This is a genomic window from Rahnella inusitata (genome assembly GCF_965118895.1).
In the GTDB taxonomy this organism is placed as follows: Bacteria; Pseudomonadota; Gammaproteobacteria; order Enterobacterales; family Enterobacteriaceae; genus Rahnella; species Rahnella inusitata_A.
This window is the reverse complement of the sequence record NZ_CBCPJJ010000002.1, coordinates 131,845-158,156: the sequence shown is the minus strand read 5'-3', so window position 1 is coordinate 158,156 and position 26,312 is coordinate 131,845. Positions and strand designations below refer to the sequence as shown.

General features: G+C 52.0%; 22 protein-coding genes. 15 read left to right on the top strand and 7 right to left on the bottom strand.

What is annotated here, in order from left to right:
- Window positions 1-16: 16 nt before the first annotated feature.
- The 5 genes from lon to bolA form a co-directional block, all read right to left on the bottom strand.
- On the bottom strand, window positions 17-2,371 hold the full coding sequence (gene lon / locus ACMHLI_RS02265) for an endopeptidase La (RefSeq protein ID WP_112164314.1): 2,355 nt from the start codon (window positions 2,369-2,371) through the stop codon (window positions 17-19).
- 191 nt (window positions 2,372-2,562) lie between these two features.
- Window positions 2,563-3,837, bottom strand: coding sequence for an ATP-dependent protease ATP-binding subunit ClpX (gene clpX / locus ACMHLI_RS02260; protein WP_112164313.1), 1,275 nt, complete (start codon window positions 3,835-3,837; stop codon window positions 2,563-2,565).
- A gap of 230 nt (window positions 3,838-4,067) precedes the next feature.
- The gene (gene clpP, locus ACMHLI_RS02255; protein WP_056771081.1) at window positions 4,068-4,691 is read right to left on the bottom strand and encodes an ATP-dependent Clp endopeptidase proteolytic subunit ClpP; all 624 of its coding nucleotides are present in this window, start codon (window positions 4,689-4,691) and stop codon (window positions 4,068-4,070) included.
- A gap of 417 nt (window positions 4,692-5,108) precedes the next feature.
- Window positions 5,109-6,413, bottom strand: coding sequence for a trigger factor (gene tig / locus ACMHLI_RS02250; RefSeq protein WP_413528073.1), 1,305 nt, complete (start codon window positions 6,411-6,413; stop codon window positions 5,109-5,111).
- Window positions 6,414-6,860: 447 nt separating this feature from the next.
- Window positions 6,861-7,175: a transcriptional regulator BolA gene (bolA, locus tag ACMHLI_RS02245; protein WP_112164311.1), complete on the bottom strand. Its 315-nt coding sequence runs from the start codon at window positions 7,173-7,175 to the stop codon at window positions 6,861-6,863.
- Window positions 7,176-7,518: 343 nt separating this feature from the next.
- Here bolA and ACMHLI_RS02240 point away from each other — a divergent pair, with 343 nt between their 5' ends.
- The 9 genes from ACMHLI_RS02240 (at window position 7,519) to ACMHLI_RS02200 (ending at window position 17,983) form a co-directional block, all read left to right on the top strand.
- The gene (locus tag ACMHLI_RS02240) at window positions 7,519-8,097 is read left to right on the top strand and encodes a lipoprotein (RefSeq protein ID WP_413528072.1); all 579 of its coding nucleotides are present in this window, start codon (window positions 7,519-7,521) and stop codon (window positions 8,095-8,097) included.
- 149 nt (window positions 8,098-8,246) lie between these two features.
- Window positions 8,247-9,725 carry a muropeptide MFS transporter AmpG gene (ampG, locus tag ACMHLI_RS02235; RefSeq protein ID WP_413528071.1) on the top strand — a complete coding sequence of 493 codons (1,479 nt, stop codon included), beginning with the start codon at window positions 8,247-8,249 and terminating at the stop codon, window positions 9,723-9,725.
- A 435-nt stretch (window positions 9,726-10,160) separates the two neighbouring features.
- Complete coding sequence (gene cyoA, locus ACMHLI_RS02230) at window positions 10,161-11,120, top strand: cytochrome o ubiquinol oxidase subunit II (RefSeq protein WP_112164307.1); 960 nt, start codon at window positions 10,161-10,163, stop codon at window positions 11,118-11,120.
- Between the two features lie 3 nt (window positions 11,121-11,123).
- Window positions 11,124-13,115 carry a cytochrome o ubiquinol oxidase subunit I gene (gene cyoB, locus ACMHLI_RS02225; protein ID WP_112164306.1) on the top strand — a complete coding sequence of 664 codons (1,992 nt, stop codon included), beginning with the start codon at window positions 11,124-11,126 and terminating at the stop codon, window positions 13,113-13,115.
- On the top strand, window positions 13,105-13,722 hold the full coding sequence (locus ACMHLI_RS02220; protein ID WP_413528070.1) for a cytochrome o ubiquinol oxidase subunit III: 618 nt from the start codon (window positions 13,105-13,107) through the stop codon (window positions 13,720-13,722). Before cyoB ends, ACMHLI_RS02220 begins: the two co-directional genes overlap by 11 nt.
- The gene (locus tag ACMHLI_RS02215) at window positions 13,719-14,051 is read left to right on the top strand and encodes a cytochrome o ubiquinol oxidase subunit IV (protein WP_056771051.1); all 333 of its coding nucleotides are present in this window, start codon (window positions 13,719-13,721) and stop codon (window positions 14,049-14,051) included. Before ACMHLI_RS02220 ends, ACMHLI_RS02215 begins: the two co-directional genes overlap by 4 nt.
- 18 nt (window positions 14,052-14,069) lie before the next feature.
- Entirely contained in the window at window positions 14,070-14,954 is an 885-nt protein-coding gene (cyoE, locus tag ACMHLI_RS02210) for a heme o synthase (RefSeq protein ID WP_112164304.1), read from the top strand.
- Window positions 14,955-15,142: 188 nt separating this feature from the next.
- The gene (locus tag ACMHLI_RS02205; protein WP_413528069.1) at window positions 15,143-16,507 is read left to right on the top strand and encodes an MFS transporter; all 1,365 of its coding nucleotides are present in this window, start codon (window positions 15,143-15,145) and stop codon (window positions 16,505-16,507) included.
- Window positions 16,508-16,684: 177 nt separating this feature from the next.
- The gene (locus tag ACMHLI_RS02200) at window positions 16,685-17,983 is read left to right on the top strand and encodes a Gfo/Idh/MocA family protein (protein ID WP_413528068.1); all 1,299 of its coding nucleotides are present in this window, start codon (window positions 16,685-16,687) and stop codon (window positions 17,981-17,983) included.
- Between the two features lie 55 nt (window positions 17,984-18,038).
- Here ACMHLI_RS02200 and ACMHLI_RS02195 read toward each other — a convergent pair whose 3' ends face one another.
- On the bottom strand, window positions 18,039-18,530 hold the full coding sequence (locus ACMHLI_RS02195) for a YajQ family cyclic di-GMP-binding protein (protein WP_112164301.1): 492 nt from the start codon (window positions 18,528-18,530) through the stop codon (window positions 18,039-18,041).
- 239 nt (window positions 18,531-18,769) lie between these two features.
- On the opposite strand from ACMHLI_RS02195, the gene panE reads away from it, so the two are divergent.
- Both panE and yajL read left to right on the top strand, forming a co-directional pair.
- Window positions 18,770-19,681, top strand: a complete 912-nt coding sequence (gene panE / locus ACMHLI_RS02190) for a 2-dehydropantoate 2-reductase (RefSeq protein ID WP_413528067.1) — start codon at window positions 18,770-18,772, stop codon at window positions 19,679-19,681.
- Window positions 19,644-20,252, top strand: coding sequence for a protein deglycase YajL (gene yajL / locus ACMHLI_RS02185; RefSeq protein ID WP_413528066.1), 609 nt, complete (start codon window positions 19,644-19,646; stop codon window positions 20,250-20,252). Before panE ends, yajL begins: the two co-directional genes overlap by 38 nt.
- A 70-nt stretch (window positions 20,253-20,322) precedes the next feature.
- On the opposite strand, the gene thiI is transcribed toward yajL, so the two are convergent.
- Window positions 20,323-21,771: a tRNA uracil 4-sulfurtransferase ThiI gene (thiI, locus tag ACMHLI_RS02180; protein WP_413528065.1), complete on the bottom strand. Its 1,449-nt coding sequence runs from the start codon at window positions 21,769-21,771 to the stop codon at window positions 20,323-20,325.
- 289 nt (window positions 21,772-22,060) lie between these two features.
- Between thiI and xseB the strand changes: the two genes are divergently transcribed.
- The 4 genes from xseB (at window position 22,061) to ACMHLI_RS02160 (ending at window position 26,245) form a co-directional block, all read left to right on the top strand.
- On the top strand, window positions 22,061-22,303 hold the full coding sequence (gene xseB / locus ACMHLI_RS02175) for an exodeoxyribonuclease VII small subunit (RefSeq protein WP_413528064.1): 243 nt from the start codon (window positions 22,061-22,063) through the stop codon (window positions 22,301-22,303).
- Window positions 22,304-22,309: 6 nt separating this feature from the next.
- Window positions 22,310-23,239, top strand: coding sequence for a (2E,6E)-farnesyl diphosphate synthase (gene ispA / locus ACMHLI_RS02170; protein ID WP_413528063.1), 930 nt, complete (start codon window positions 22,310-22,312; stop codon window positions 23,237-23,239).
- 19 nt (window positions 23,240-23,258) lie between these two features.
- Window positions 23,259-25,121, top strand: coding sequence for a 1-deoxy-D-xylulose-5-phosphate synthase (dxs, locus tag ACMHLI_RS02165; RefSeq protein WP_413528062.1), 1,863 nt, complete (start codon window positions 23,259-23,261; stop codon window positions 25,119-25,121).
- A gap of 149 nt (window positions 25,122-25,270) precedes the next feature.
- Complete coding sequence (locus tag ACMHLI_RS02160; RefSeq protein WP_413528061.1) at window positions 25,271-26,245, top strand: aldo/keto reductase; 975 nt, start codon at window positions 25,271-25,273, stop codon at window positions 26,243-26,245.
- Window positions 26,246-26,312 lie beyond the last annotated feature (67 nt).

Sequence of the window (26,312 nt, the reverse complement as noted above, 5' to 3'; positions counted from 1 at the left end):
GTGTAAGCCAACATCACTATTTCGCAGCAACCGGTAACGCACCGTATGCAGGATTTTGCAGAGCAAAGTTCAGGACATCATCGATGCGTTTGACCGGATGGATCTCAAGATCTGCCAGCACGTTCGCCGGAATTTCTTCCAGATCACGTTTGTTATCGTCCGGGATCAGCACAACTTTGATACCGCCACGGTGTGCAGCCAGCAGTTTTTCTTTCAGACCACCGATTGGCAGCACCAGACCACGCAGGGTTATCTCACCCGTCATCGCCACATCTGCACGCACAGGGTTACCGGTCAGACAAGACACCAGGGCAGTACACATTGCAATACCCGCACTTGGGCCATCTTTCGGCGTCGCCCCTTCTGGTACGTGAACGTGAATATCACGTTTTTCGTAGAAGTCAGGGTTAATGCCCAGCTTGTCAGCACGTGCACGAACAACCGTCAGCGCAGCCTGAATGGATTCCTGCATGACTTCACCCAGAGATCCGGTGTACGTCAGCTTACCTTTACCCGGTACGCAGGCTGTTTCGATAGTCAGCAACTCGCCGCCCACTTCAGTCCACGCCAGGCCAGTTACCTGACCGACACGATTTTCGGTATCCGCACGGCCATAATCGACCTTCTGGACGCCGAGGAAATCTTTAAGATTGTCGCCGTTAATTTCAATGTGCTTGAGGGTTTTATCCATCAGCAATTGTTTAACCGCTTTACGGCACAGTTTGGACAATTCACGTTCCAGACTACGCACGCCCGCTTCACGGGTATAGAAACGAATGATGCCGATGATTGCACTGTCATCCACCGTCAGTTCGTTCTTTTTCAGCGCGTTACGTTCAATCTGTTTCGGCAACAAATGCTGCTTGGCAATGTTCAGCTTTTCGTCTTCGGTGTAACCGGAAAGACGGATCACTTCCATACGGTCCAGCAGTGGCGCAGGGATGTTCATGGAGTTCGACGTCGCTACAAACATCACGTCTGACAGGTCGTAATCGACTTCCAGATAGTGATCATTGAAGGCTACGTTCTGCTCAGGATCCAGCACTTCCAGCAGGGCTGAAGCCGGGTCGCCGCGCATGTCAGACGACATCTTGTCGATTTCGTCGAGCAGGAACAGCGGGTTTTTCACCCCGACTTTGGCCATTTTCTGGATCAGTTTGCCCGGCATAGAGCCGATATAGGTACGACGGTGACCGCGGATTTCCGCCTCATCGCGCACGCCCCCCAGCGCCATACGAACATACTCACGCCCTGTCGCACGTGCGATGGACTGACCAAGGGAGGTTTTACCCACACCCGGAGGCCCGACCAGGCACAGGATTGGCCCTTTGATTTTGCTGACGCGCGTCTGCACTGCAAGGTACTCAAGGATGCGGTCTTTGACGCGTTCGAGGCCAAAGTGATCGGTATCCAGGACTTCCTGCGCTTTGCGTAAATCTTTCTTCACTTTACTGCGGGCATTCCATGGCACCTGAAGCATCCAGTCGATATAACCACGGACCACAGTGGCTTCGGCGGACATCGGTGACATCATCTTCAGCTTTTGCAGCTCAGCTTCGGTTTTTTCACGCGCTTCTTTCGGCATTTTTGCCGCGTCGATTTTGCGTTTCAACGCCTCATGTTCATCAGGCGTGTCGTCCATTTCACCAAGCTCTTTCTGAATCGCTTTCATTTGCTCATTCAGATAGTACTCACGCTGGCTCTTTTCCATCTGTTTTTTGACACGGTTACGGATGCGTTTTTCGACCTGTAAAAGATCGATTTCCGATTCCATCATCGCCATCAAATATTCCAGACGCTCGGTGATATCAAACATTTCCAGTACGGACTGTTTGTCAGCGAGTTTCAATGGCATATGCGCGGCAATGGTGTCAGCCAGACGTGCAGCATCTTCAATGCTGTTGAGTGATGTCAGCACTTCTGGCGGGATTTTTTTGTTCAGTTTGATGTAGCCTTCAAACTGATTAATCGCTGTGCGTACCAGAACTTCCTGCTCGCGTTCATCAACGGCCGGAGATTCAAGGTATTCTGCCTGGGCAGCAAAATGCTCGCCACTGTCAGAAAGCGTAGTAATACGTGCGCGTTGTAACCCTTCCACCAGCACTTTAACCGTGCCGTCCGGGAGCTTCAGCATTTGTAATATTGAGGCAACCGTACCCACGGAGAAGAGATCGTTAACGCCCGGCTCATCGGTCGACGCTTCTTTCTGAGCAACCAGCATGATTTTTTTGTCGTGATCCATCGCGGCTTCGAGGCATCGAATCGATTTTTCCCTGCCAACGAATAACGGGATCACCATGTGCGGATAAACCACCACATCGCGCAGAGGCAATACGGGGATTTCTATGCGTTCAGAACGCTCAGGGTTCATAGAGCTCTCTCTTAGTTTAGCTTCCGCCAGGTTAAGGAAATCTCGTGAAACACGAGTCAGACGGGTTTCAGCAAGTCGTTAACTGAGTATATGGGGATGAATGTCCGACATTCAACGATAAGAATGTGCGAAAAAAAAATGGGGGACTAAATCCCCCATTTTGTGGCTAACTCTCTGGATAGTTTGGCTAATTATTCACCAGACGCTTGTTGCGCCTCTGGCTTGCCATAAATCATCAGAGGTTCTGACTGGCCCGCAATCACGGACTCATCAATCACCACTTTCTCCACATCGTCGAGAGACGGCAGATCATACATAGTGTCCAGCAATGCGGCTTCAACGATTGAACGCAAACCACGGGCACCGGTTTTACGGTTCATGGCTTTTTTCGCAATCGCAATCAGCGCTTCATCGCGGAATTCCAGTTCAACGCCTTCCAGATTGAACAATGCCTGATATTGCTTAGTCAGGGCATTTTTCGGCTCTTTCAGAATTTGAATCAGTGCATCTTCGTTCAGCTCGCTGAGTGTCGCAACCACTGGCAGACGGCCGATGAACTCAGGGATCAGACCAAATTTGATCAAATCTTCCGGTTCAGCCTGTGCCAGCAACTGACCTTCAGTGGCTTTCTGCTCTTTGCCTTTCACTTCTGCACCAAAACCGATACCGGTACTGGTGTTAATACGCTGGCCAATCACTTTATCCAGACCGGCAAACGCGCCACCGCAGATAAAGAGGATTTTTGAGGTATCAACTTGCAGGAATTCCTGCTGTGGATGCTTACGTCCGCCCTGAGGTGGAACTGCAGCAACCGTACCTTCAATCAGTTTCAGCAGCGCCTGCTGGACGCCTTCACCGGACACGTCACGTGTGATCGATGGGTTGTCAGACTTGCGGGAAATCTTGTCGATTTCGTCAATGTAGACAATACCGCGTTGCGCTTTCTGAACGTCGTAGTCGCATTTCTGCAACAGTTTCTGAATGATGTTCTCAACATCTTCCCCCACGTAACCGGCTTCAGTCAGTGTGGTAGCGTCGGCCATGGTAAATGGCACATCCAGGAAACGGGCCAGGGTTTCAGCCAACAGCGTCTTACCGCTACCGGTCGGACCGATCAGCAGAATGTTACTTTTGCCTAATTCGATACCATTGCTGGTATCGCCGTTACGCAGGCGTTTGTAGTGGTTATATACCGCCACGGCCAGCACTTTCTTCGCAGGTTCCTGGCCGATAACGTAATCGTCAAGATGCTGACGGATTTCGTGCGGCGTCGGTAACGCACTGCGTTCGCGGTGTGGCGCGACTTCTTTAATCTCTTCGCGAATAATGTCATTGCACAAATCGACACATTCATCGCAGATATACACTGACGGCCCGGCAATCAGCTTACGCACTTCATGCTGGCTTTTGCCGCAAAAAGAGCAGTACAGCAGCTTTCCTGAACCGTCTTTGCGCTTATCTGTCATCAGTAAACCTCTTCTTTAGTATCAGTCCCGCCGCATTACAATAACGCGGCGACACGACCATATTACACAACAGCCGCATGAGGGCTGATGTCTGTTCATTCATGTTATGACTCACATCGGGAGGAAAAGTGTCGTTGATGCCGCACTCTTTTTCCTTTCCGAAAACTTTCCGACCACCTAACCATGGTATGAGTATAACTATAGACCATCAGCCCGGCACGATTGAGCCGTCAGGCGCGATGGGTAAATACAGAATCCACTAAACCGTACTGTACAGCCTCATCAGCAGACAGGAAACGGTCGCGCTCTGTATCGCGCTCAATTTCTTCCAGCGTTTTACCCGTGTGTTTCGCCATCAGCTCATTCATACGGGATTTCACTTTCAGGATTTCTTTCGCATGGATCTCGATGTCCGTCGCCTGCCCCTGGAAACCGCCCAGTGGCTGGTGGATCATCACGCGTGAGTTTGGCAGGCAGAAACGCTTACCTTCTGCACCTGCAGTCAACAGGAACGCGCCCATTGAACATGCCTGGCCCATACAAATCGTACTGACGTCCGGCTTGATGAACTGCATGGTGTCATAAATCGACATCCCGGCAGTGATCACGCCACCCGGTGAGTTGATGTACAGATAGATGTCTTTTTCCGGGCTTTCTGCTTCCAGGAACAGCATCTGGGCAACAATCAGGTTAGCCATATGGTCTTCGACCTGACCGGTCAGGAAGATGATGCGTTCCTTAAGCAGACGGGAGAAGATGTCGTATGAACGCTCGCCCCGTGAAGTTTGCTCAACCACCATGGGTACCAACGCCATGTTTGGTGCAAATTGCTCTCTTTCACCACTGTATGACATAACCGTCTCCTAATAGATTCTGTTTGGCGCTATTTAAAACCGATTCTACTTGAGATAGACACACATGACTATGCTCAAGCGGCCAAGTCGCCATTTACACGCCTGACGGTCGTTATCAGTCAGATTCTGACTACAAATTTATCTGAGTTCGTGTTTATCAATTGGGGGATTTAGGCCCCTTTTTCAAGCCTGCCGTCATAATTCTTTTCTCTATCCCCCAATCCGGGCCGCTGAAAGGCCATTTTGCGGGAGACAACGGAGCGGTTCTACGTGCGCTGTGCCTTATAGAGATAAATATAGTGCAAAAACAACAGCCAAAACAAAAATACCTGATTTTCGGCAAATAAAAAGCCCGCAGTGAAAACTGCGGGCTTTTAAATGTGAATCTGCGGACAGATTCAGCAACGTGCAATAAAATTATGCAGGTTGAGTCTGGTTCATCAGCTCAGTAAAGGTAGTGGCTTTTTCAGTCACTTTCGCTTTAGACAACAGAGTTTCGACCGCTTGTTCTTCCAGCGCTACGTTACGCATGTTGTTCATCAGCTCTTTGTTTTTGCTGTAGAACTCAACAACTTCCTGTGGATCTTCGTACGCAGAAGCCATTTCTTCGATCAGCGCTTTAACGCGATCTTCGTCAGCTTTCAGTTCGTGCTGGCTGATGACTTCGCCCAGCAGCAGACCGACAACAACGCGGCGTTTAGCTTGCTCTTCGAACAACTCGCGTGGCAGTTCCAGCGCTTGTTTTTCGTTGCCACCAAAACGCTGTGCAGCCTGGCGACGCAGAACGTCAACTTCGCCGTCGATCAGTGCAGCGGGCACGTCGATTTCGTTAGCGCTGACCAGACCGTCGATAGCCTGAGTTTTGATGCGGTTACGAACAGCACCTTTCAGCTCGCGCTCCATGTTTTTACGCACTTCTGCACGCAGACCTTCAACAGAACCATCAGCTACGCCGAAACGTTTGATGAATTCTGGCGTCAGTTCTGGCAGCTCACGCTCTTCCACTTTCTTCAGAGTAATAACGAACTTAGCCGCTTTACCTTTCAGATTTTCAGCGTGGTAATCTTCTGGGAAGTTTACGTCGATAGTGAATTCTTCACCGGCTTTGTGACCGACCAGACCTTCTTCGAAGCCTGGGATCATGCGGCCCTGGCCCATAGCCAGTACGAAATCAGAGGCTTTACCGCCTTCGAAATCTTCACCGTCGATAGAACCGGAGAAATCAACAGTCACGCGGTCTTCTGCGGTGACAGCGGCATCCGTTTCTTTCCAGTCAGCTTGTTGCTTGCGCAGAGTTTCCAGCATGGTATCAACATCAGCGTCGTTAACTTCAACAACCGGTTTTTCAACTTCGATGTTTTCCAGATCTTTCAGCTCAACTTCTGGGTACACTTCAAATTCAACGGTGAAAGTGAAGTCTTCACCCTGCTTGTACTCACCCGGGATATAATTAGGTGCGCCAGCTGGATTGATTTTTTCTTTGATGATCGCATCAACAAAGTTGCGTTGCATCAGATCACCCAGTACGTCCTGACGTACTGACGCGCCGTAACGCTGTTCGATGATGTGGCTTGGTACTTTGCCTTTACGGAAGCCGTCAATACGTACTTTTTTAGAGACGTTGACCAGTTCACTTTTCACTGCTTTTTCAATGCTTTCAGCAGGAACAGTAATCGTTAAGCGGCGCCCAAGGCCTTGAGTGGTTTCAACAGAAACTTGCATCTTGTTACCTCAAAAAAAAATCACAGTGCTCGGTCAACTCCAGAAGTCGTTCTCAAGATGAGAAGCACCAAAAGCGCAAACTTACCTTGAAAACGATTTCTAAGAACCGGGACAGTTCTGTATCAGAACGTAGCCCTGTATTCGAGAGCGTCCGAAACCATTCCGGAAAAATTAGACGCGACATTATAGCGACGCAGACGCATTGAGTCGAGGACGGTATCTACAAGCGCGGGAGGGAAACTCACACGGGGATTCGATCCTTCGAAAAATGCGGTCGATGCAGAGGCAAAAGTGCCCTTGTCGTCTGCCTGTCTTAGGAAAAACAAAAACGGCCCGCGGGCCGTTTCATGAATTCGCACCTACTAATACCGCATCTGACAAGCAAAGTTCCAGTGATACTGCGTCAAACGGCGATATTTATGCCTTTTGTGAATCAGATCTCGACGATCAGGCCATTGTTCCCGCACCGCGACATGGGGGTGATGCAGGAACAGTATCCTGTAACCCTTCCCACTCTTTTTGGGTGTAGGTGTGCAATGCCAGCGCATGAACACTGCCTGCAAGTTCTTCTGCCAGATGCCCGTATATAGCACGATGGCGCGCCAGAAAACGTTCACCCAGGAACTTATCGGATACCATGACCACTTTGAAATGGCTTTCTGAGCCTGCCGGTACATTATGACGATAGCTTTCGTCAGTCACTTCCAGAAACGCGGGTTCAAACGCCTCGACTAACTTTGCTTCTATTTGCTCACGAATCATCGCTATCTCCTTACACCGTATCAGCAGAGAACTGCGCACGTCGGGTTCCCTTTGTCTTACATTCCTTTATCTTCACGTTCTACCCTTTAAGAATAGGCTGTTTTCCGACATCCACGTTAATCACATCAAAAAATTTATAGGTTTGATTGATAAATTCGGCGCTTAGTCTGTCAAAGAAACTGCGGCTTAGCCATGTATGAAGACCGTAATCAGCAGACCTGATGAAATAAAACGCTAAAAAATCACTTTTCCAGATTGTTGGGACTTCCACCCGCAAATGGCAATGTTATGATGTCGGCATAATTTTGAGCACTATTCCCTTATAAATATTGAGAAAACACACATGTTAAAGAAAATCATTTTCCCTGTTCTGGCGATGTTGATGCTGGCCGGTTGCGCCACCAGCACCAATACGCTGGACGTATCGCCAAAAATCGTTCTGCCTTCACAAGACCCAACGCTTCAGGGCATTACTATCAGCATCAACGGTGCTGACCAGCGTAAGGACCAGGCACTGGCGAAAGTTAACCGCGATGGCCAACTGATTTCTCTGACCCCATCCCGCGACCTGCGTTTCCTGTTGCAGGAATCTCTGGAAAAACAAATGACCGCCCGCGGTTACATGGTCGGTGCTGACGGTGCAGTCGATCTGCAAATCGTCGTGAACAATTTGTATGCAGACGTACAGGAAGGTAATCTGCGTTACAACATCACCACCAAAGCAGACATCTCCATCATTGCTACCGCCAAAAATGGCAGCAAGCAGGTGAAAAATTACCGCTCGACCTATAACGTTCAGGGCGCGCTGTCTGCGACAAACGCTAAAATCACCACCGCGGTGAACACCACGCTGGGCGATGTCATCAGCGACATGGCGTCAGACACCAGCATCAGTGACTTCATCAAAGCTAACGCGCGTTAAGACTCCGTTGTTGTCTGCCTGAAATTTTCTGCCCGGCCTGTCCGGGCAGAATGCTAATTAAACACCGTGAATTTATTCCCCGTGAAGCATCCTTTCCTTTATTATGCCCATGCGCCACTCTTTCACCGGTCCGCAGGAACATACTTTTCATGATCAGTCAGTACTTTAAGATTTTCACACAGCGTAATACGGTCATTTTACTGCTGCTGGGTTTTGCATCCGGTTTACCGCTAGCGCTGACCTCCGGCACGTTACAGGCATGGATGACAGTCGAAAATGTCGATCTGAAAACCATCGGTATTTTCTCGCTGGTCGGTCAGGCTTACGTCTTTAAGTTCCTGTGGTCGCCGATGATGGACCGCTACACGCCCTCTTTTCTCGGCCGCAGGCGCGGCTGGCTGGTGCTGACACAGCTACTGCTGGTCGTGGCGATTTTCGGTATGGGCTTTATGGATCCGTCGAAAGACCTGTTCTGGCTGGCGGCGCTGGCGGTACTGATTGCCTTTGCCTCGGCGTCGCAAGATATAGTCTTCGACGCCTATAAAACGGATTTACTGCCTGCTGAAGAGCGCGGCAACGGCGCAGCGGTTTCAGTGCTGGGTTACCGGCTGGCGATGCTGGTTTCCGGCGGGCTGGCACTCTGGCTGGCAGACCGCTATCTCGGCTGGCAACACATGTACTGGCTGATGGCCGCCCTGATGCTGTGTGGCGTGCTGGCAACGCTGATGGCACCGGAGCCGGAAAATTCGCAGCCCGCGCCCCGCACTATCGAAATGGCGGTGGTCGCACCGCTGAAAGACTTCTTTGGCCGCAACAATGCCTGGCTGATTTTACTGCTGATAGTGATGTACAAAATGGGTGATGCCTTTGCAGGCAGCCTGAGCACCACATTTTTAATTCGTGGCGTTGGGTTTGATGCCGGAGAAGTCGGGTTGGTGAATAAATCACTGGGACTGCTGGCGACGATTGTCGGTGCGCTGCTCGGCGGCATGCTAATGCAACGTCTGAGCCTGTTTCGCGCGCTGATGCTGTTTGGCATTTTGCAGGCCGTTTCCAACGCCGGTTACTGGATCCTCGCGGTGACTGACAAACATCTGTATTCCATGGGCGCGGCAATATTTTTTGAAAACCTGTGTGGCGGCATGGGCACAGCGGCGTTTGTTGCCCTGCTGATGACGCTCTGCAACCGATCATTCTCCGCCACGCAGTTCGCGCTGCTGTCCGCCCTTTCCGCCGTGGGCCGCGTGTATGTCGGGCCGATTGCGGGCTGGTTCGTTGAAGCCTACGGCTGGCCGTGGTTTTATTTGTTCTCTATCGTGGCCGCCGTTCCCGGTCTGTTGTTGCTGGCGGTCTGTCGCGAAACACTGGAGTACACGCAAAAAACCGACAGTTTTCTGCCACGGATCCACTTCGCCACACTGTATCGCTGGGCGTTGCGTTGCATGGTAGCCGGTAGCGTATTACTCGGTTTTTGGCTGATTGCGCTGATTGTAAACAGTCTGGGCTGGGCGTCGTGGCAATCGCTGGCAGTGACGCTGCTCGAAGCCGGAGCCTTCATCTGTCTGGCGGGAATTTTTCTCGGCAGCCTGCTGGATTTCCTGTCACTGCGCCGCAGCGCACGCGCCTGATTTTCCGCCATTCGTTTTCAAAATGAATGGCGGAGTCGATTTAACAATTCATCTATAAATATTGCTCAACAATTTGCCGTCGGAAAAAATAATATTTTCTGTTTTTATTTTTCCGGCGATGATTTGATGCTTTTTATTTCACCTGAAATCTACATTAATTTAACATTAATTAAACCTTCCGGCCTGATAATCGGTGAGAATAATATTTACAAATTCCGACACCCCTTGTTTTTCATCACTATAGAAAAAAATCTATACGCAACATATTGTTGCCCACTGTGAATTGTCACGATCCGTGACATGTGTGACTGCGTTAACATAAAGTGTCAACAGCGCTTTGACACTTGTTTAAGCGTGTTTACAGTCCTGCAACCTTCCCGTAAAATGCCCGCACACCTGAAGCGACAATAGAGCCCTAGTTATTGAGGTCGTTAGATGAGACTTAAGAAATACAATAAAAGTATTGGGATGTTGTCCTTATTTGCTTCCGCGTTAATGTTAAGCGGTTGCAATACGGCATTGATGGATCCCAAGGGAGCAATTGGACTTGAACAGAGAACGCTGATTTTAACGGCGATCGGTTTAATGCTGATCGTTGTTATTCCAGTTATTATCATGGCGTTTGCCTTTGCGTGGAAGTATCGTGCTTCCAACACAAAAGCAACCTACAGTCCTAACTGGTCCCACTCCAACAAAATTGAAGCCGTCGTCTGGACTGTTCCAATTATTATCATTGCCATTCTGGCAACGATTACCTGGAAGACCACCCATGCGCTTGATCCGTTCAAGCCAATCGTATCTGACCAAAAACCGATGACGGTAGAAGTCGTTTCTCTGGACTGGAAATGGTTGTTCATTTATCCGGAACAGGGCATCGCAACTGTTAACGAACTGGTTATCCCTAAAGACGTGCCTGTTCAGTTCAAAGTCACTTCAGACTCTGTGATGAACTCGTTCTTTATTCCTCAGTTAGGCGGACAGATTTACGCGATGGCGGGTATGCAGACTCAGTTGCATTTAATTGCAAATGAAGCCGGCACCTACAAAGGCATCTCGTCAAACTTCAGTGGCCGTGGTTTCTCTGGCATGAAGTTCAACACAATTGCGACCCCAACCCGTGGCGATTTCGACACATGGGTAGCGAAAGTGAAAAGCGCACCGAACCAACTGGCAACCACTGATGACTTCAACAAGCTGGCAGCACAGAGCATCGACAACCCGGTCGAATACTTCTCTGTTGCGAAACCAGGCCTGTTCAAAGAAATCATTGGCAAATACTCCATGCATGACATGAAGGCAGCGCCAGAAGGTCATACCATGCCAATGCCTGCCGGCACTGACATGAAAGGCATGGATATGGGTGGACAGTCTCACGCAGCCGGAGCCGAGGAATAAACGATGTTCGGAAAATTAACGCTTGATTCGGTTCCTTATCATGAACCGATTATCATGGTCACCGTTGCCGCAATAATCCTGGGCGGTCTGGCAGTCGTTGCCGGTATCACCTATTTCGGCAAGTGGAAGTATCTGTGGACCGAGTGGCTGACCTCCGTCGACCACAAAAAATTAGGTATCATGTACATCATTCTGGCTTTCGTCATGCTGTTGCGTGGCTTTGCCGATGCCATCATGATGCGTAGCCAGCAGGTGCTCGCCTCTGCGGGTGAACCTGGCTTCCTGCCGCCTCATCACTACGACCAAATCTTTACCGCGCACGGCGTGATCATGATCTTCTTCATGGCGATGCCTTTCGTTATCGGTTTGATGAACGTGGTGGTTCCTTTACAGATCGGTGCACGCGACGTTGCGTTCCCGTTCCTGAACAACGTCAGCTTCTGGTTCACCGCTGCCGCTGTGATTCTGATCAACATCTCTCTGGGTGTCGGTGAGTTCGCACAGACCGGTTGGTTGGCCTATCCGCCGTTGTCAGGTAAGGAATACAGTCCGGGTGTGGGGGTCGATTATTGGATATGGAGTCTACAGATATCCGGTATTGGTACCTTGCTGACCGGTGTTAACTTCTTTGCGACCATCCTGAAGATGCGCGCACCAGGCATGCCGCTGATGAAAATGCCGGTATTTACCTGGGCCGCACTGTGCACCAACGTGTTGATTATCGTGTCCTTCCCGATTCTGACCGTGACTGTTGCACTGCTGACTTTAGACCGTTATCTGGGCACCCATTTCTTCACGAATGATATGGGCGGCAACATGATGATGTACATCAACCTGATTTGGGCCTGGGGCCATCCGGAAGTGTACATTTTGGTTCTGCCAGTCTTTGGTGTGTTCTCTGAAGTTACAGCAACCTTCTCTAAGAAACGTCTGTTCGGTTACACCTCGCTGGTATGGGCAACCATCGCCATCACCGTGTTGTCGTTCGTCGTTTGGCTGCACCACTTCTTCACCATGGGTTCAGGCGCTAACGTCAATGCCTTCTTCGGCATCATGACGATGATCATTTCTATCCCGACCGGGGTAAAAATCTTCAACTGGCTGTTCACCATGTACCAGGGCCGTATCACGCTGAACGCAGCGATGCTGTGGACCGTTGGCTTCATTGTCACCTTCTCTGTAGGTGGTATGACCGGCGTTCTGCTGGCGGTTCCGGGTGCTGACTTCGTGTTGCACAACAGCCTGTTCCTGATTGCTCACTTCCACAACGTTATCATCGGTGGTGTGGTCTTCGGTTGCTTCGCAGGTCTGACTTACTGGTTCCCTAAATCCTTCGGCTTTACGCTGAATGAGAAATGGGGTGTACGTTCATTCTGGTTCTGGATCATCGGCTTCTTCGTTGCATTCATGCCACTGTACGTATTGGGCTTCATGGGTATGACCCGTCGTGTCAGCCAGAATATCGATCCTGAGTTCCATCCGCTGCTGGTTATCGCCGCGTGCGGTGCAGCGCTGATTGCTATCGGTATCCTTTGTCAGCTGATCATGATCTTCGTTTCTGTCCGCGACCGCGACCAGAACCGCGATCTGACCGGTGACCCGTGGGATGCACGTACTCTGGAGTGGTCAACTTCTTCTCCTCCTCCGTTCTACAACTTCGCTATCGTGCCGCAAATTCACGACCGCGATGAGTTCTGGGACATGAAAGAGAAAGGCACCGCTTACAAGCAACCTGCAAAATATGAAAAAATTCATATGCCACGTAACAGCGGCGCAGGCTTCATCATCGCTATGTTGAGTCTGGTTTGTGGTTTCGCATTAATCTGGGATATCTGGTGGCTGGCAGCAGTAAGCTTCCTCGCACTGGTAGTGACCTGGATTGTGAAAAGCTTCGACGAAGATGTTGATTACTACGTATCAGCTGAAGAAGTCGAACGTATTGAAAATCTTCATCATGAACAAATCCGTAAAGCAGGTGTGAAACATGGCAACTGATACCCTGACTAACCACGACGCAGCCCATGCAGAGCATGGGCACCACGACGCGGGTGAGACCAAAGTCTTCGGCTTCTGGATCTACCTGATGAGTGACTGCGTATTGTTTGCGAGTTTATTCGCAACTTACGCGGTGCTGGTGCACGGGACCGCGGGTGGCCCGACTGGTAAAGACATTTTTGAACTGCCGTTCGTGCTGGTAGAAACCTTCTTCCTGCTGTTCAGTAGTATTACGTACGGCATGGCGATGCTCGGTATGAGCAAAGGCAGCGTGAAAGCGGTCAACGGCTGGTTGTTCCTGACCTTCCTGTTCGGTCTGGGCTTCATCTGCATGGAAGTGTATGAATTCCATCACCTGATCAAAGAAGGTTTCGGTCCGGATCGCAGTGGTTTCCTGTCAGCATTCTTTGCGCTGGTAGCGACTCACGGGATCCACGTAACCTGCGGTCTGATCTGGATCGTCATCATGATGATTCAGGTAAGCCGTCGTGGTCTGAACGCCGTTAACCAAACCCGTCTGATGTGTCTGAGCCTGTTCTGGCACTTCCTGGACGTTGTCTGGATCTGTGTATTCACCGTTGTTTACCTGATGGGGGTATTAGCATGAGTCATTCTGCCACTTCCCACGGCGGCGCAAGCCACGGCAGCGTGAAGTCATACCTGATTGGCTTCATCCTGTCAGTGATCCTGACGGTTATCCCGTTCGCCATGGTCATGAGCGATACTGCTTCGCATTCACTGATCATTGGTACCGTGGTTGCATCCGCGGTCATCCAGATCGTTGTCCATCTGGTGTTCTTCCTGCACTTAAGTACTGCGTCGGAAGCTCGCTGGAATCTGGTGGCATTTCTGTTCACCGCTGTGATTATCTTTATCGTCGTTGTGGGCTCATTGTGGATTATGTATAACCTCAACCTCAATATGATGGTCAGTTAAAGAGCCGAGCTGCACGTGATGATTAAGCAATACCTGCAAGTAACGAAACCAGGAATTATTTTCGGCAACTTAATTTCTGTCATCGGGGGATTCCTCCTTGCTGCCAAAGGCAACATCGACTTCCCACTCTTTCTCGCCACTTTGGTGGGCGTTTCGCTGGTCGTGGCATCGGGTTGTGTGTTTAACAACTTCATCGACCGCGACATCGACCGGATCATGGAAAGAACGAAGAACAGGGCCCTGGTAAAAGGACTTATTCCGCCGAAAACAACCCTGGTTTACGCCACTATTCTGGGTATTGTGGGCTTTGCGTTGTTGTATATCGGCGCCAATCCGCTAGCCATGTGGCTGGCGGTGATGGGCTTTGTGATTTATGTCGGCGTTTACAGCCTCTACATGAAGCGCAACTCGGTATACGGCACGCTGATCGGCAGTTTGTCGGGCGCGGCGCCACCGGTGATTGGTTACTGTGCCGTTTCCGGCCAGTTTGATACCGGTGCGCTGATCCTGCTTCTGATATTCAGCCTGTGGCAGATGCCGCACTCGTACGCGATTGCCATCTTCCGCTTTAAAGATTATCAGGCAGCAGGCATCCCGGTTCTGCCGGTAGTGAAAGGCATTTCCGTCGCCAAGCATCATATTACCGTCTACATTCTGGCGTTTATGATTGCCACGCTGATGCTCACTCTGAGCGGTTATGCAGGTTATAAATACCTGATTGTCGCCGGTGCGGTGAGTGTCTGGTGGCTGGGCATGGCACTGAAAGGTTACAAGGCTGAGAACGACGTGGTCTGGGCGAGGAAGCTGTTTGGCTTCTCCATCGTGACCATTATGTCGCTGAGCTTTATGATGTCAGTGGACTTTAATTCCGCGCCGACATCGCTGTTAACCTACGTTTGGTGACCCAAGCTGTTAGCCTGACGCGCTGTCGTTCATTCCGATAATCAGCACACTGAAAGGCCAGTAGCGATACTGGCCTTTTCTTTTGTTCTGCCGGAAAGCAAAACCCGTAATATCTGCTAAAGATCCATCGTTTTACCCGAACTCGCCAAAAGCACTACAATGCACGATTGTTATTTTGAGGTAGTAATGTGAACGATAACCAGATGACCCCGCAGGAAAGTCGGGCAACATGGGGACTAGGGACAGTATTTTCTTTACGCATGCTCGGCATGTTCATGGTTCTTCCCGTCCTGACCACCTACGGTATGGCGTTATCCGGGGCCAGCGAAACGCTGATCGGCATCGCAATTGGTATTTATGGCCTTGCGCAGGCTGTGTTTCAAATCCCGTTTGGACTGATGTCTGACCGCGTTGGTCGTAAACCGCTGATCGTTTTTGGTTTAATCATTTTCTGTATCGGCAGCATCGTTGCCGCCTCCACCGAATCTATCTGGGGCGTGATCATTGGTCGTGCTCTGCAAGGCTCCGGGGCAATTGCCGCCGCGGTCATGGCGCTACTGTCTGATCTCACCCGCGAGCAGAACCGCACCAAAGCGATGGCCTTTATCGGCATCAGCTTCGGCGTGACCTTTGCGATTGCGATGGTGCTCGGCCCAATCATCACGCACGCCTGGGGTTTGCACGCACTGTTCTGGGCGATTGCCGGGCTGACTATCGTCGGCATCATCATTACCGTCGCCGTTGTCCCCTCCCCTGCCACACATATTCTCAATCGCGAATCGAGCATGGTGAAAGGCAGCTTCGGCAAAGTGCTGAGCAACCCGAAACTGCTGAAGCTGAATTTCGGCATTTTGTGCCTGCATATCCTGCTGATGTCGAGCTTCGTGGTGTTACCGCAAGTGATGGAACACGCAGGCTTCCCGCCAAGCGAGCACTGGCGTGTCTATCTGGTCACTATGCTGACGTCATTCGTCGCGGTGATCCCGGTGATTATTTATGCCGAGAAAAAACGTCACATGAAGCAGGTCTTCATGGGCTGCGTGGCGGTGCTGTTGCTGGCAGAAATCGTCCTGTGGTCAGCCGGTCTGCATTTGTGGGCAGTCATCGCCGGTATCCAGCTGTTCTTCCTCGCATTTAACGTGATGGAAGCAATTCTGCCATCGCTTATCAGTAAAGAATCTCCGGCCGGATACAAAGGCACCGCAATGGGGCTTTATTCCACCAGCCAGTTTATCGGCGTAGCGATTGGCGGCAGCTTAGGCGGTTATGTCTATGGTAACGCCGGTGCAGGCGCGGTCTTCCTGGTGTGCGCGGCGATTGCCGTAGTCTGGCTGGTGGTCAGTTCGACCATGACCGAACCCCCGTATGTCAGCAGCCTGCGCATCACGCTCTCTGAACTGGCGGTGAAAGATTCTGCCCTGCAGGCGCGCATTATGGCGCAGCCGGGCGTGGCAGAAGCCGTGGTGGTGCCGGAGGAATTCAGTGCTTATGTGAAAGTCGACACCAAACAGACTAACCGTAAAGCGCTGGAACAGCTGGTCAGCGCTGCCTGATTTCAACATACCGCTTGCAGTAAATATGGGCGTGCCTTCGAAAATGGCACGCCATTTCATTTTGATGTCCCCCGCTGTGATACACCTCACTTAAAAATCTCCCATAATCATTATCCTCAGGAATTCCTTAACAAAAATTCTGTCAGCCATGACGGCTTTTCAGCCTTTGGGGATCTCATGAAAACGTATGCTTTAGTGGGCACCGGCGGACGTTCAGGTTTGTACATTGACGCGATCACCGGTAAATACCGCCATAACGCAAAGTTTGTGGCTTTCTGTGACACCAATCAGACACGCATGGATTATGCGAATCAGCAGCTGGCGCAGCGTGACATCGCACCGGTTCCCACCTGGAAAGCCGCCGACTACGGCGACATGCTCAGCGCGACCAAACCCGACATCGTAATTGTCACCAGCATGGATCGCACGCATGACGATTACATTGTCCGCGCCCTCCACGCCGGTTGCGATGTGATCACCGAAAAGCCGATGACCATTGATGAAAACCGCGCGCTACGTATTCTCGATGCGGTCGATACCACCGGCTATCAGGTTCGCGTGGCATTCAACTATCGTTACGCACCGCACCACAGCAAAATCCGCGAACTCCTGATGCAGGACACCATCGGCGAAGTCCTTTCTGTGCATTTTGAATGGCTGCTCAATACCGAACACGGCGCAGACTATTTCCGCCGCTGGCACCGCGAAAAGCGCAACTCAGGCGGCCTGCTGGTGCACAAATCCACCCACCATTTTGATCTGATGAATTTCTGGCTTAACAGCACGCCGGAAAAAGTTTACGCACAGGGCGATTTGCGATTTTATGGTAAAGAGAATGCCGAGAAGCGCGGCGTGACGGAGTTTTACCCGCGTGCGCACGGCTATCCGCAGGCAGAGAGCGATCCTTTCGCCCTGCATATGGCTGATAACGCCCAGCTAAAAGCCCTGTATCTCGATGCCGAGCACGAGGACAGCTATTTTCGCGATCAGAGCGTGTTCAGCGACGGCATCAATATCGAAGACACGCTGTCGGTGCTGGTGAAATACCAGAACAAAGTGCAGATGACCTATTCACTCAACGCCTATCTGCCATGGGAAGGGCTGAACGTGGTATTTAACGGCACCAAAGGCCGTATCGAAATGAAAATCGTCGAGATGTCCTACGTGAATGCAGGTGGTAAACGTGAAAGCGAAGGCAGTCTGGAAGAGGCAAAAATAGTAGTGTATCCGCTGTTTGCCAAAGCGTGGGAAGCCGAATTCTCGCTGGGCGAAGGCGGTCACGGCGGCGGAGATAACGCCATGCTTGAGGATCTGTTTGGCGAACGCAAAGAGGATCCGTTAAAGCGCGCGGCAGATCACCGTGCAGGCGCAATGTCGATCCTGACCGGCATCGCCGGTAATCTCTCCATGCAGCACGACAAACCGATTTATTTTAAAGACTTCGAGCTGGTGAGACGCCTGCAACAGAAGAAATAGCGCGCATGAAAAAGGGACGCCCTAAGCGTCCCTGATGTTTTCAACGAAGAATGTTTTAATCTCTAAAATTCTTAAACTGGAATGGCTGTCCCAAATCCCCGTTACGCACCAGCGCCATCACCGCCTGCAGATCGTCACGCGCTTTGCCGGTCACACGAACTTCATCGCCCTGAACCTGCGCCTGCACTTTGATCTTACTGTCTTTGATCAGCTTGACGATTTTCTTCGCCAGCGTCGATTCAATACCAGAATGCAGTTTGGCTTCCACGCTGTAAGTTTTACCGCTGTGATCCATCTGCTCCGGAATTTCCAGCGCGCCGCCTTCAATCCCACGTTTGGCTAACTTCTCACGCAGAATATCCACCAGCTGATTGACCTGAAAATCAGATTCGCTGGCCACTTTGATGCTCTCGTTTTTTTCGTTGAGATCGAAGCTGGCTGGTACATTGCGGAAATCCCAGCGGGTTTGCAGATCACGGCTGGCGTTTTCCACGGCGTTACGAACTTCCTGCATGTCGATTTCGGAAACAATGTCAAAAGACGGCATAATCGCTTCTCCCTGTAGTTTTGTATTGCACGTTATATGGCGTGCATAATACCGCCTTCAACCGCCGATGCCAAACGACAGCAAAGTTCCAGTCACAAATGGGCACGGGGGTCAAAAAGTGCAGGTGAAAATGTGATGTGCAGCACAAATGTCTATACTAATACGATAACCGGACAGCAGAATATTCTTTCTACACCCGATTCCTACGGCGTATTTCGCCACCAATCCCGGGAGGCACAATGAAAATTACAGTATTAGGTTGCGGTGCGCTGGGACAACTTTGGCTATCAGCCCTTTATCAGCAAGGCCACGACGTGCAGGGGTGGATCCGCATTGCGCAGCCTTTCTGTGCCGTCAACGTGATTTCCCCGCAAGGCGTGGCGTTTAACCGTAATATGCCGACCAATGATCCGGAGCATCTGGCGCAAAGCGAGCTGCTTCTGGTAACGCTGAAAGCGTGGCAGGTGTCAGGCGCGGTCAGCGCGCTGATGCCGATGCTCAATGATAATTGTACGATCCTGTTGCTGCATAACGGCATGGGGACCGTGGATGAGTTACCGGCTAACCGGCTGGCTATCTTACAAGGCGCCACCACCCACGCCGCCCGGCACGAGGGTAACGCGATATTGCACGTTGCATCGGGTATGACTCACATCGGCCCAGTCACGCAGCGTGGCGCGGCGCACAGTGCGCTGGCGGATACATTACATCATGCGCTGCCGGACGTTGCGTGGCACGACAACATCAGGCCGTCACTGTGGAATAAGCTGGCGGTTAACTGCGTGATCAATCCCCTCACCGCGCTTCATGAATGTACTAATGGCGATCTTATCGCCTGCGCCGACCAGATAGAGCAGATCTGTCTGGAAGTTGCACAGGTCATGGCGATAGAGGGATATGAGATCCACAGCGAATCGCTGCTGAGTTTTGTCTATCAGGTGATCGACACCACGGCAGCCAATCATTCTTCAATGTTGCAGGATATCCGTCATCAGCGTCACACCGAAATTGATTATATTACCGGCTATGTACTGCGTCGCGGTCGCAAACACGGGCTGAGCCTGCCGGTAAACACCCGAATATTTGAACAAATTAAGAAAAAGGAAAACGACTATGAGCGCATCAGTTCTGGTCTGCCTGGCACCTGGTAGCGAAGAGATTGAAGCCGTCACCGCAATAGATTTGCTGGTTCGCGCAGGCATTCACGTCACCACCGCCAGCGTGGCGGGGGACGGTAATCTGGAAATCCGCTGTTCGCGAGGCGTGCGTATTTTGGCGGACGTCACGCTGGTAGAGGTCGCAGATGACGACTTTGATGTGATCGTTTTGCCGGGTGGCCTCGGTGGGGCCACCTGTTTCAGTGAAAGTCCGCTGCTGGTAGAGAAAGTCCGTCAGATGCACATCAGCGGGAAAATTGTCGCCGCCATCTGCGCTGCGCCCGCGCTGGTGCTGGAATATCACGACTTATTCCCGGTTGGCAATATGACCGGTTTCCCGGGGCTGCGCGATAAAATCGATCCGAACAAATGGTCAGACCGCCGGGTAATTTTCGATCCGCGCGTCAATCTGCTGACCAGCCAAGGGCCGGGCACGTCAATGGAGTTTGCGCTGAAGATTATCGATCTCCTGCTCGGTAAAACCAAAGCCGCAGAAATCGCCGCGCAGCTGGTGCTCGCGCCGGGGATTTACAACTACACCGACGAAGGCGCCCGAGAATCCTGACCGGAAAGCCTGAAAGCAAAAGGGGCTCAGCGATGCTGAACCCCTTTATTTTTATCGCCTGAAAATAAAATTAGGGGCGATAAACTTTCACGTTGTTAAAGCCCTGCTCTTTCAGATACAGCGCCTGCAAACGGCTCATGACGCCGCGATCGCAGTACAGCAAATAAGTTTTGCTCTGATCCAAATCGCCGAACTGCGTCGCCAGCTTATAGAATGCCAGCGTTTTCACTTCGACATTCTCCAGTGCCAGCGGGTCTGCTTCTGCTTCATCAGGCGCACGCACGTCGAGCACGATATCGGTAGAAACAAACTCCGCCACGGTTTCGACTTCAGGTACTTCCTGAGCGGCCTGCTCAGCAATTTCTCGGATATCTACGTTTCGCGCTTCGCTCACCACTTTATCCAGCACTGCGAAATCGAACATCGCTTCTTCGGCTTCAATTTTGGCTTTCACCGCTTTCACGGTCGGGCTTTTCGAAATCACACCGCAGTATTCCGGCATGGTTTTGGCGAAGTCTTCGGTGCCGATTTCACGGGCAATCTTGATGATGTGCTCTTTATCGTGAGAAATCAGCGGTCGTAGGATCAGCGTGTCAGAAACGTTGTCGATCAGGCGTAAGTTGGTCAGCGTCTGGCTCGATACCTGGCCCAGCGCTTCGCCGGTCACCAGCGCCTGCACGCCGTAACGCTCTGCGATAGATGACGCTGCGCGCACCATCATACGTTTGAGAACGACGCCCATCTGACCGTCTTCGACTTTTTCCAGGATCTCACCGACCACCGGTTCAAAATCAATGGCAATAAAACGCACGCGGTGCGAACTGCCAAAACGGTTCCACAGGTAATGCGCCACCTGTTTTACACCGATTTCATGGGCCGCGCCGCCGAGATTAAAGAAGCAGTAATGCACACGACAGCCGCGACGCATCAGCATATAACTGGAAACACCGGAATCGAAACCGCCGGAGATGAGCGACATCACGTCTTCCTGCGTGCCGATCGGATAACCGCCCTGACCTTCCAGACGGCTTTTCACCAGCACCAGTTTGTCGTCGTTGATTTCCAGCTTCACCGTCACTTCTGGCGAAGTCAGATTCACCCGGGCAGACTCAATGTGCTGATTCAGACCGCCGCCCACGTAGCGCTCTACGTCGCCGGAGCTGAATTCATGCTTACCGCGACGTTTTACACGCACGCAGAAAGTTTTGCCTTCGACTTCAGAGCGATAGGCTTCGAGCGCCTGTTCGAAAATGTTGTGCATATCGGTATAAGGACGATCTTCTACTTCTTCTACGTAGCGGATGCCCGGAATACGGCACAGCATTTCCTGGATGAGATCGTGTTTGCTTTCGTCTTTGCTGCGAACTTCGATATGATCCCAATGGCGTACGACTGCCAGCGTCTCATCATGCGGCCGCACAATGTTGCGAATGCTGCTTGAGAGGATCTTAATGAAGCGCAAACGCACAGATTGGCTCTTGATGGTGATTTCAGGGAACAATTTAATGATAAACTTCATGGCAGTCTTTTGTTAGCAGGTTAAAGAACGGGGTAGTAAGTCACTGAATAAGGATCTAGGATCCTATTATTGCTAAGCCTTATGTTTGTTTATGAATCATCAGTTTTGTGCCACATTGGGCTTAGCAATAAACTCAGCGGCGTAGAGTATATCACTTTTCATGGATATTCTGCGCGCAAAACCAAACAGCAGTGCCATGCTTAACGGGATGTCTCCCTGGGCTGAGAACCGACCCTGCCGTCTCAGCGCTCTGGTCACCGAGTCTTGTCAACGATATTGAAAGAGAATTATGCCGAAAAAATCTGCACCACCCGCCAATTTTGAAACTACGCTGGCCGACCTGGAACAGATCGTTGCCCGCCTTGAATCAGGCGAATTACCTTTAGAAGACGCGCTGAATGAATTTGAGCAAGGCGTCCAGCTTGCCCGTCAGGGGCAGCAAAAACTGCAACAGGCCGAACAGCGTGTGCAGCTCCTGCTCGACAGCGATGAAGATGCACCGCTGGCACCTTTCACACCGCAAGCAGAGTAACGGAATATGTCTGAAGCGACGTCTCTTTCTCCGGCTGGCGAATTCTCCCGTGAGCTGCGCGCCATGCAGCAGCGTGTAGACGCCGTTCTGACCGCCTACATTGACGCTCAGCCACTGGCTGATTTACCGCTGGTTGAAGCGATGCGCTACGGTGCGCTTCTGGGCGGTAAACGTATGCGCCCTTATCTGGTGTACGCCACCGGGGAGCTGTTCGGTCTGGATGTGAAAAATCTCGATGCGCCTGCCGCCGCTGTTGAATGCATTCATGCTTATTCGCTGATCCATGACGATCTGCCGGCGATGGATGACGACGATCTGCGTCGCGGACAGCCGACCTGTCACATCAAATTTGGTGAAGCGAACGCGATCCTCGCCGGTGACGCGCTGCAAACGCTGGCGTTCACTATTTTAGCCGACGGCGACATGCCGGACGTACTGGTTAAAGATCGTCTGTCGATGGTGTCCGAACTGGCCACTGCCAGCGGCGCCAGCGGCATGTGCGGCGGACAAGCGCTGGATCTGGCCGCCGAAGGCCAGCAGGTCAGCCTCGACGCACTGGAGAAAATTCACCGTCATAAAACCGGTGCGTTGATCCGTGCCGCAGTGCGCATGGGCGCGCTGGCCGCGGGCAATACCGGACGAGCCGTTTTGCCTATACTGGATACCTATGCACAGGCGATTGGCCTGGCGTTTCAGGTTCAGGATGACATTCTGGACGTGATTGGCGATACCGCCACATTGGGCAAACGTCAGGGTGCGGATCAACAACTGGGTAAAAGTACTTACCCTGCCCTGCTGGGGCTAGACGGCGCAAAGGCCAAGGCCATGGACCTGCATCAGGAAGCCGTTTCCGCACTGAACCAGCTCGCCGCGCTTTCTTACAACACAGCGCCACTTCTCGCGTTAGCCAGCTTCATTATTGAGCGCGATAATTAATACTTACTATGAGCAACTGATGAGTCTTGAACTAGCCAAATACCCGACACTGGCGCTGGCGGAGAATCCTGAAGATCTCCGTTCACTTCCTAAAGAGAGCCTGCCTAAGCTGTGCGACGAACTGCGCCAGTATTTGCTGGCCAGCGTCAGCCAGTCCAGCGGACACTTTGCGTCCGGGCTGGGAACGGTTGAACTGACCGTAGCCATGCACTATGTCTACAAAACGCCGTTCGACCACGTGGTCTGGGATGTCGGCCATCAGGCCTATCCGCATAAAATTTTGACCGGACGCCGTGACCGGATTTCCACCATCCGCCAGAAAGGCGGCCTGCACCCATTCCCGTGGCGCGGTGAAAGCGAATACGACACGCTGTCTGTCGGCCACTCGTCGACGTCAATCAGCGCCGGATTGGGTATGGCCGTTGCCGCCGAGCGCGAAGGCAAGAACCGCCGTACGGTCTGCGTAATTGGTGATGGCGCGATCACCGCCGGTATGGCCTTCGAAGCCATGAACCACGCCGGTGATATCAAACCCGACATGCTGGTTATCCTCAACGACAACGAAATGTCGATTTCCGAAAACGTCGGTGCGCTGAACAATCATCTGGCGCAGCTGTTATCCGGTAAATTGTATTCGCATCTGCGTGAAGGCGGCAAAAAGGTACTTTCCGGCATACCGCCTATCAAAGAACTGGTGCGACGGACTGAAGAACATCTGAAAGGCATGATGGTGCCGGGCACGCTGTTTGAAGAGCTGGGCTTTAACTACATCGGCCCGGTTGACGGACATGACGTGGTGGCACTGGTGCAAACGCTGAAAAACATGCGTGACCTCAAAGGCCCGCAATTGCTGCACATCATGACCAAAAAAGGTAAAGGCTATGCGCCTGCCGAAAAAGATCCGATAGGCTGGCACGCGGTGCCAAAATTCGATCCGGCTTCCGGTATTTTGCCAAAAGGCAAAGAGGGTTTACCGACCTATTCGAAAGTCTTCGGCGACTGGCTGTGCGAAACGGCGGCTAAAGACAGCAAGCTGATGGCGGTGACGCCTGCGATGCGTGAAGGCTCCGGCATGGTGCGCTTCTCCCGCGAATATCCGCAGCAGTACTTCGACGTCGCTATCGCAGAACAACACGCCGTGACCTTTGCTGCCGGTCTGGCGATTGGCGGTTACAAACCGATCGTGGCGATTTATTCCACCTTCCTGCAACGTGCGTACGATCAGGTGATCCACGACGTGGCGATCCAGAATCTGCCGGTGCTCTTTGCCATCGACCGTGGCGGTATTGTCGGCGCCGACGGCCAGACGCATCAGGGCGCGTTCGATCTTTCGTTCCTGCGCTGCATTCCGAACATGATCATCATGACGCCAAGTGATGAAAACGAATGTCGCCAGATGCTGCACACCGGTTATCACCATAACGGCGGCCCGGTAGCGGTGCGTTATCCGCGTGGTACGGGCACTGGCGCAACCTGCGAGCCGCTGGTGTCACTGCCAATGGGTAAAGGCGTAGTACGCCGCGAAGGCGAGAAAGTGGCGATCCTCAACTTCGGGACTTTGTTGCCGGATGCGCTGGAAGCCGCTGAAAAACGTAATGCCACCGTGGTGGACATGCGCTTTGTGAAACCGCTGGACGAAGCCCTGATTCTGGAACTGGCCGCCAGCCACGAAGTGCTGGTCACGGTTGAAGAGAACGCCATTATGGGCGGCGCAGGCAGCGGTGTGAATGAACTGCTGATGGCGAAACGTATGCTGGTGCCGGTGCTGAATATTGGTCTGGCAGACAGCTTTGTGCCCCAAGGCACACAGGACGAAATCCGTCATGACGTCGGGCTGGATGCCGAAGGGATCGACCGTCAAATCACCGACTGGCTGGCCTGATTATTTCCCCTCTTTCGCCTGAAAGAGGGGTTTCTCCCCCCGCATCCTCATCTCTTCCACGATCCCGCCGTTCTGTGAGCTACAGTTAAGCATGCTAATCATTTTTTAACGCCTGCCGGTCACGGCGCAGGCTTTTACGGAGAGATGCAATGCAATACACCACGTTGGGAAAAACCGGTCTGAAAGTGTCGCAACTGTGTCTGGGTTGTATGACCTATGGCGAACCGGATCGCGGCAGACATGCCTGGACACTGCCGGAAGAGAGCAGCCGCCCGATCATCAAACAGGCGCTGGATGCGGGCATTAACTTCTTTGACACCGCCAACAGCTATTCTGACGGCAGCAGCGAAGAGATCGTCGGACGTGCGCTGATGGATTTCGCAAAACGCGATGACATCGTTGTCGCCACCAAAGTTTTTTATCCGGTCACCGGCCTGGAAGGCGGATTGTCCCGCGCCTCCATCATGCAATCCATCGACGACAGCCTGCGCCGCCTCGGCATGGAATACGTCGATCTGCTGCAAATCCACCGCTGGGATTACAACACGCCGATTGAAGAAACGCTGGAAGCGCTCAACGACGTAGTGAAAGCCGGTAAGGCGCGCTTTACCGGGGCGTCTTCCATGCACGCCCATCAGTTCAAACAGGCGTTGGATATTTCTGAGCAAAATGGCTGGGCACGTTTTGTCTCGATGCAGGATCAATACAACCTCATTCAGCGGGAAGAAGAGAAGGAAATGTATCCGCTTTGTCTGGAAGAGAATATTGCGGTGCTGCCGTGGAGCCCGCTGGCACGCGGTAAGTTAACGCGTCCGTGGGGCGAAACCACTGCGCGTTCTGTGTCTGACAGCTTTGCCAATACACTGTATGACGCCACCGATGCAGCTGACGCTAAAATCGCTGAACGCGTAGGTAAAATCGCCGAAGACCATGGCGTGCCGCGTGCGCAGATCGCGCTGGCGTGGATCCTCAGCAAACACGTGATCACGGCACCTATCATCGGTGCTTCTCGCCCGGCTCATCTCGACGACGCGATTGCAGCGCTGAACATCAGGCTGACCATCGAAGAAATCGCCGAACTGGAAATGGCTTACGTGCCGCACAAGGCCGTCGGTTTTGAATAAGATCAGCGAAACATCGTTGAGTTGAAAACAAAAAGGCGCGACAGAATAAACCTGTCGCGCCTTTTTC

What these genes read in the sequence shown, in the direction of transcription:
- lon (WP_112164314.1), bottom strand. Translation starts at nt 2,371, where the DNA reads ATGAACCCTGAGCGTTCTGAACGCATAGAAATCCCCGTATTGCCTCTG.
- clpX (WP_112164313.1), bottom strand. Translation starts at nt 3,837, where the DNA reads ATGACAGATAAGCGCAAAGACGGTTCAGGAAAGCTGCTGTACTGCTCT.
- clpP (WP_056771081.1), bottom strand. Translation starts at nt 4,691, where the DNA reads ATGTCATACAGTGGTGAAAGAGAGCAATTTGCACCAAACATGGCGTTG.
- tig (WP_413528073.1), bottom strand. Translation starts at nt 6,413, where the DNA reads ATGCAAGTTTCTGTTGAAACCACTCAAGGCCTTGGGCGCCGCTTAACG.
- bolA (WP_112164311.1), bottom strand. Translation starts at nt 7,175, where the DNA reads ATGATTCGTGAGCAAATAGAAGCAAAGTTAGTCGAGGCGTTTGAACCC.
- ACMHLI_RS02240 (WP_413528072.1), top strand. Translation starts at nt 7,519, where the DNA reads ATGTTAAAGAAAATCATTTTCCCTGTTCTGGCGATGTTGATGCTGGCC.
- ampG (WP_413528071.1), top strand. Translation starts at nt 8,247, where the DNA reads ATGATCAGTCAGTACTTTAAGATTTTCACACAGCGTAATACGGTCATT.
- cyoA (WP_112164307.1), top strand. Translation starts at nt 10,161, where the DNA reads ATGAGACTTAAGAAATACAATAAAAGTATTGGGATGTTGTCCTTATTT.
- cyoB (WP_112164306.1), top strand. Translation starts at nt 11,124, where the DNA reads ATGTTCGGAAAATTAACGCTTGATTCGGTTCCTTATCATGAACCGATT.
- ACMHLI_RS02220 (WP_413528070.1), top strand. Translation starts at nt 13,105, where the DNA reads ATGGCAACTGATACCCTGACTAACCACGACGCAGCCCATGCAGAGCAT.
- ACMHLI_RS02215 (WP_056771051.1), top strand. Translation starts at nt 13,719, where the DNA reads ATGAGTCATTCTGCCACTTCCCACGGCGGCGCAAGCCACGGCAGCGTG.
- cyoE (WP_112164304.1), top strand. Translation starts at nt 14,070, where the DNA reads ATGATTAAGCAATACCTGCAAGTAACGAAACCAGGAATTATTTTCGGC.
- ACMHLI_RS02200 (WP_413528068.1), top strand. Translation starts at nt 16,685, where the DNA reads ATGAAAACGTATGCTTTAGTGGGCACCGGCGGACGTTCAGGTTTGTAC.
- ACMHLI_RS02195 (WP_112164301.1), bottom strand. Translation starts at nt 18,530, where the DNA reads ATGCCGTCTTTTGACATTGTTTCCGAAATCGACATGCAGGAAGTTCGT.
- panE (WP_413528067.1), top strand. Translation starts at nt 18,770, where the DNA reads ATGAAAATTACAGTATTAGGTTGCGGTGCGCTGGGACAACTTTGGCTA.
- yajL (WP_413528066.1), top strand. Translation starts at nt 19,644, where the DNA reads ATGAGCGCATCAGTTCTGGTCTGCCTGGCACCTGGTAGCGAAGAGATT.
- thiI (WP_413528065.1), bottom strand. Translation starts at nt 21,771, where the DNA reads ATGAAGTTTATCATTAAATTGTTCCCTGAAATCACCATCAAGAGCCAA.
- xseB (WP_413528064.1), top strand. Translation starts at nt 22,061, where the DNA reads ATGCCGAAAAAATCTGCACCACCCGCCAATTTTGAAACTACGCTGGCC.
- ispA (WP_413528063.1), top strand. Translation starts at nt 22,310, where the DNA reads ATGTCTGAAGCGACGTCTCTTTCTCCGGCTGGCGAATTCTCCCGTGAG.
- dxs (WP_413528062.1), top strand. Translation starts at nt 23,259, where the DNA reads ATGAGTCTTGAACTAGCCAAATACCCGACACTGGCGCTGGCGGAGAAT.
- ACMHLI_RS02160 (WP_413528061.1), top strand. Translation starts at nt 25,271, where the DNA reads ATGCAATACACCACGTTGGGAAAAACCGGTCTGAAAGTGTCGCAACTG.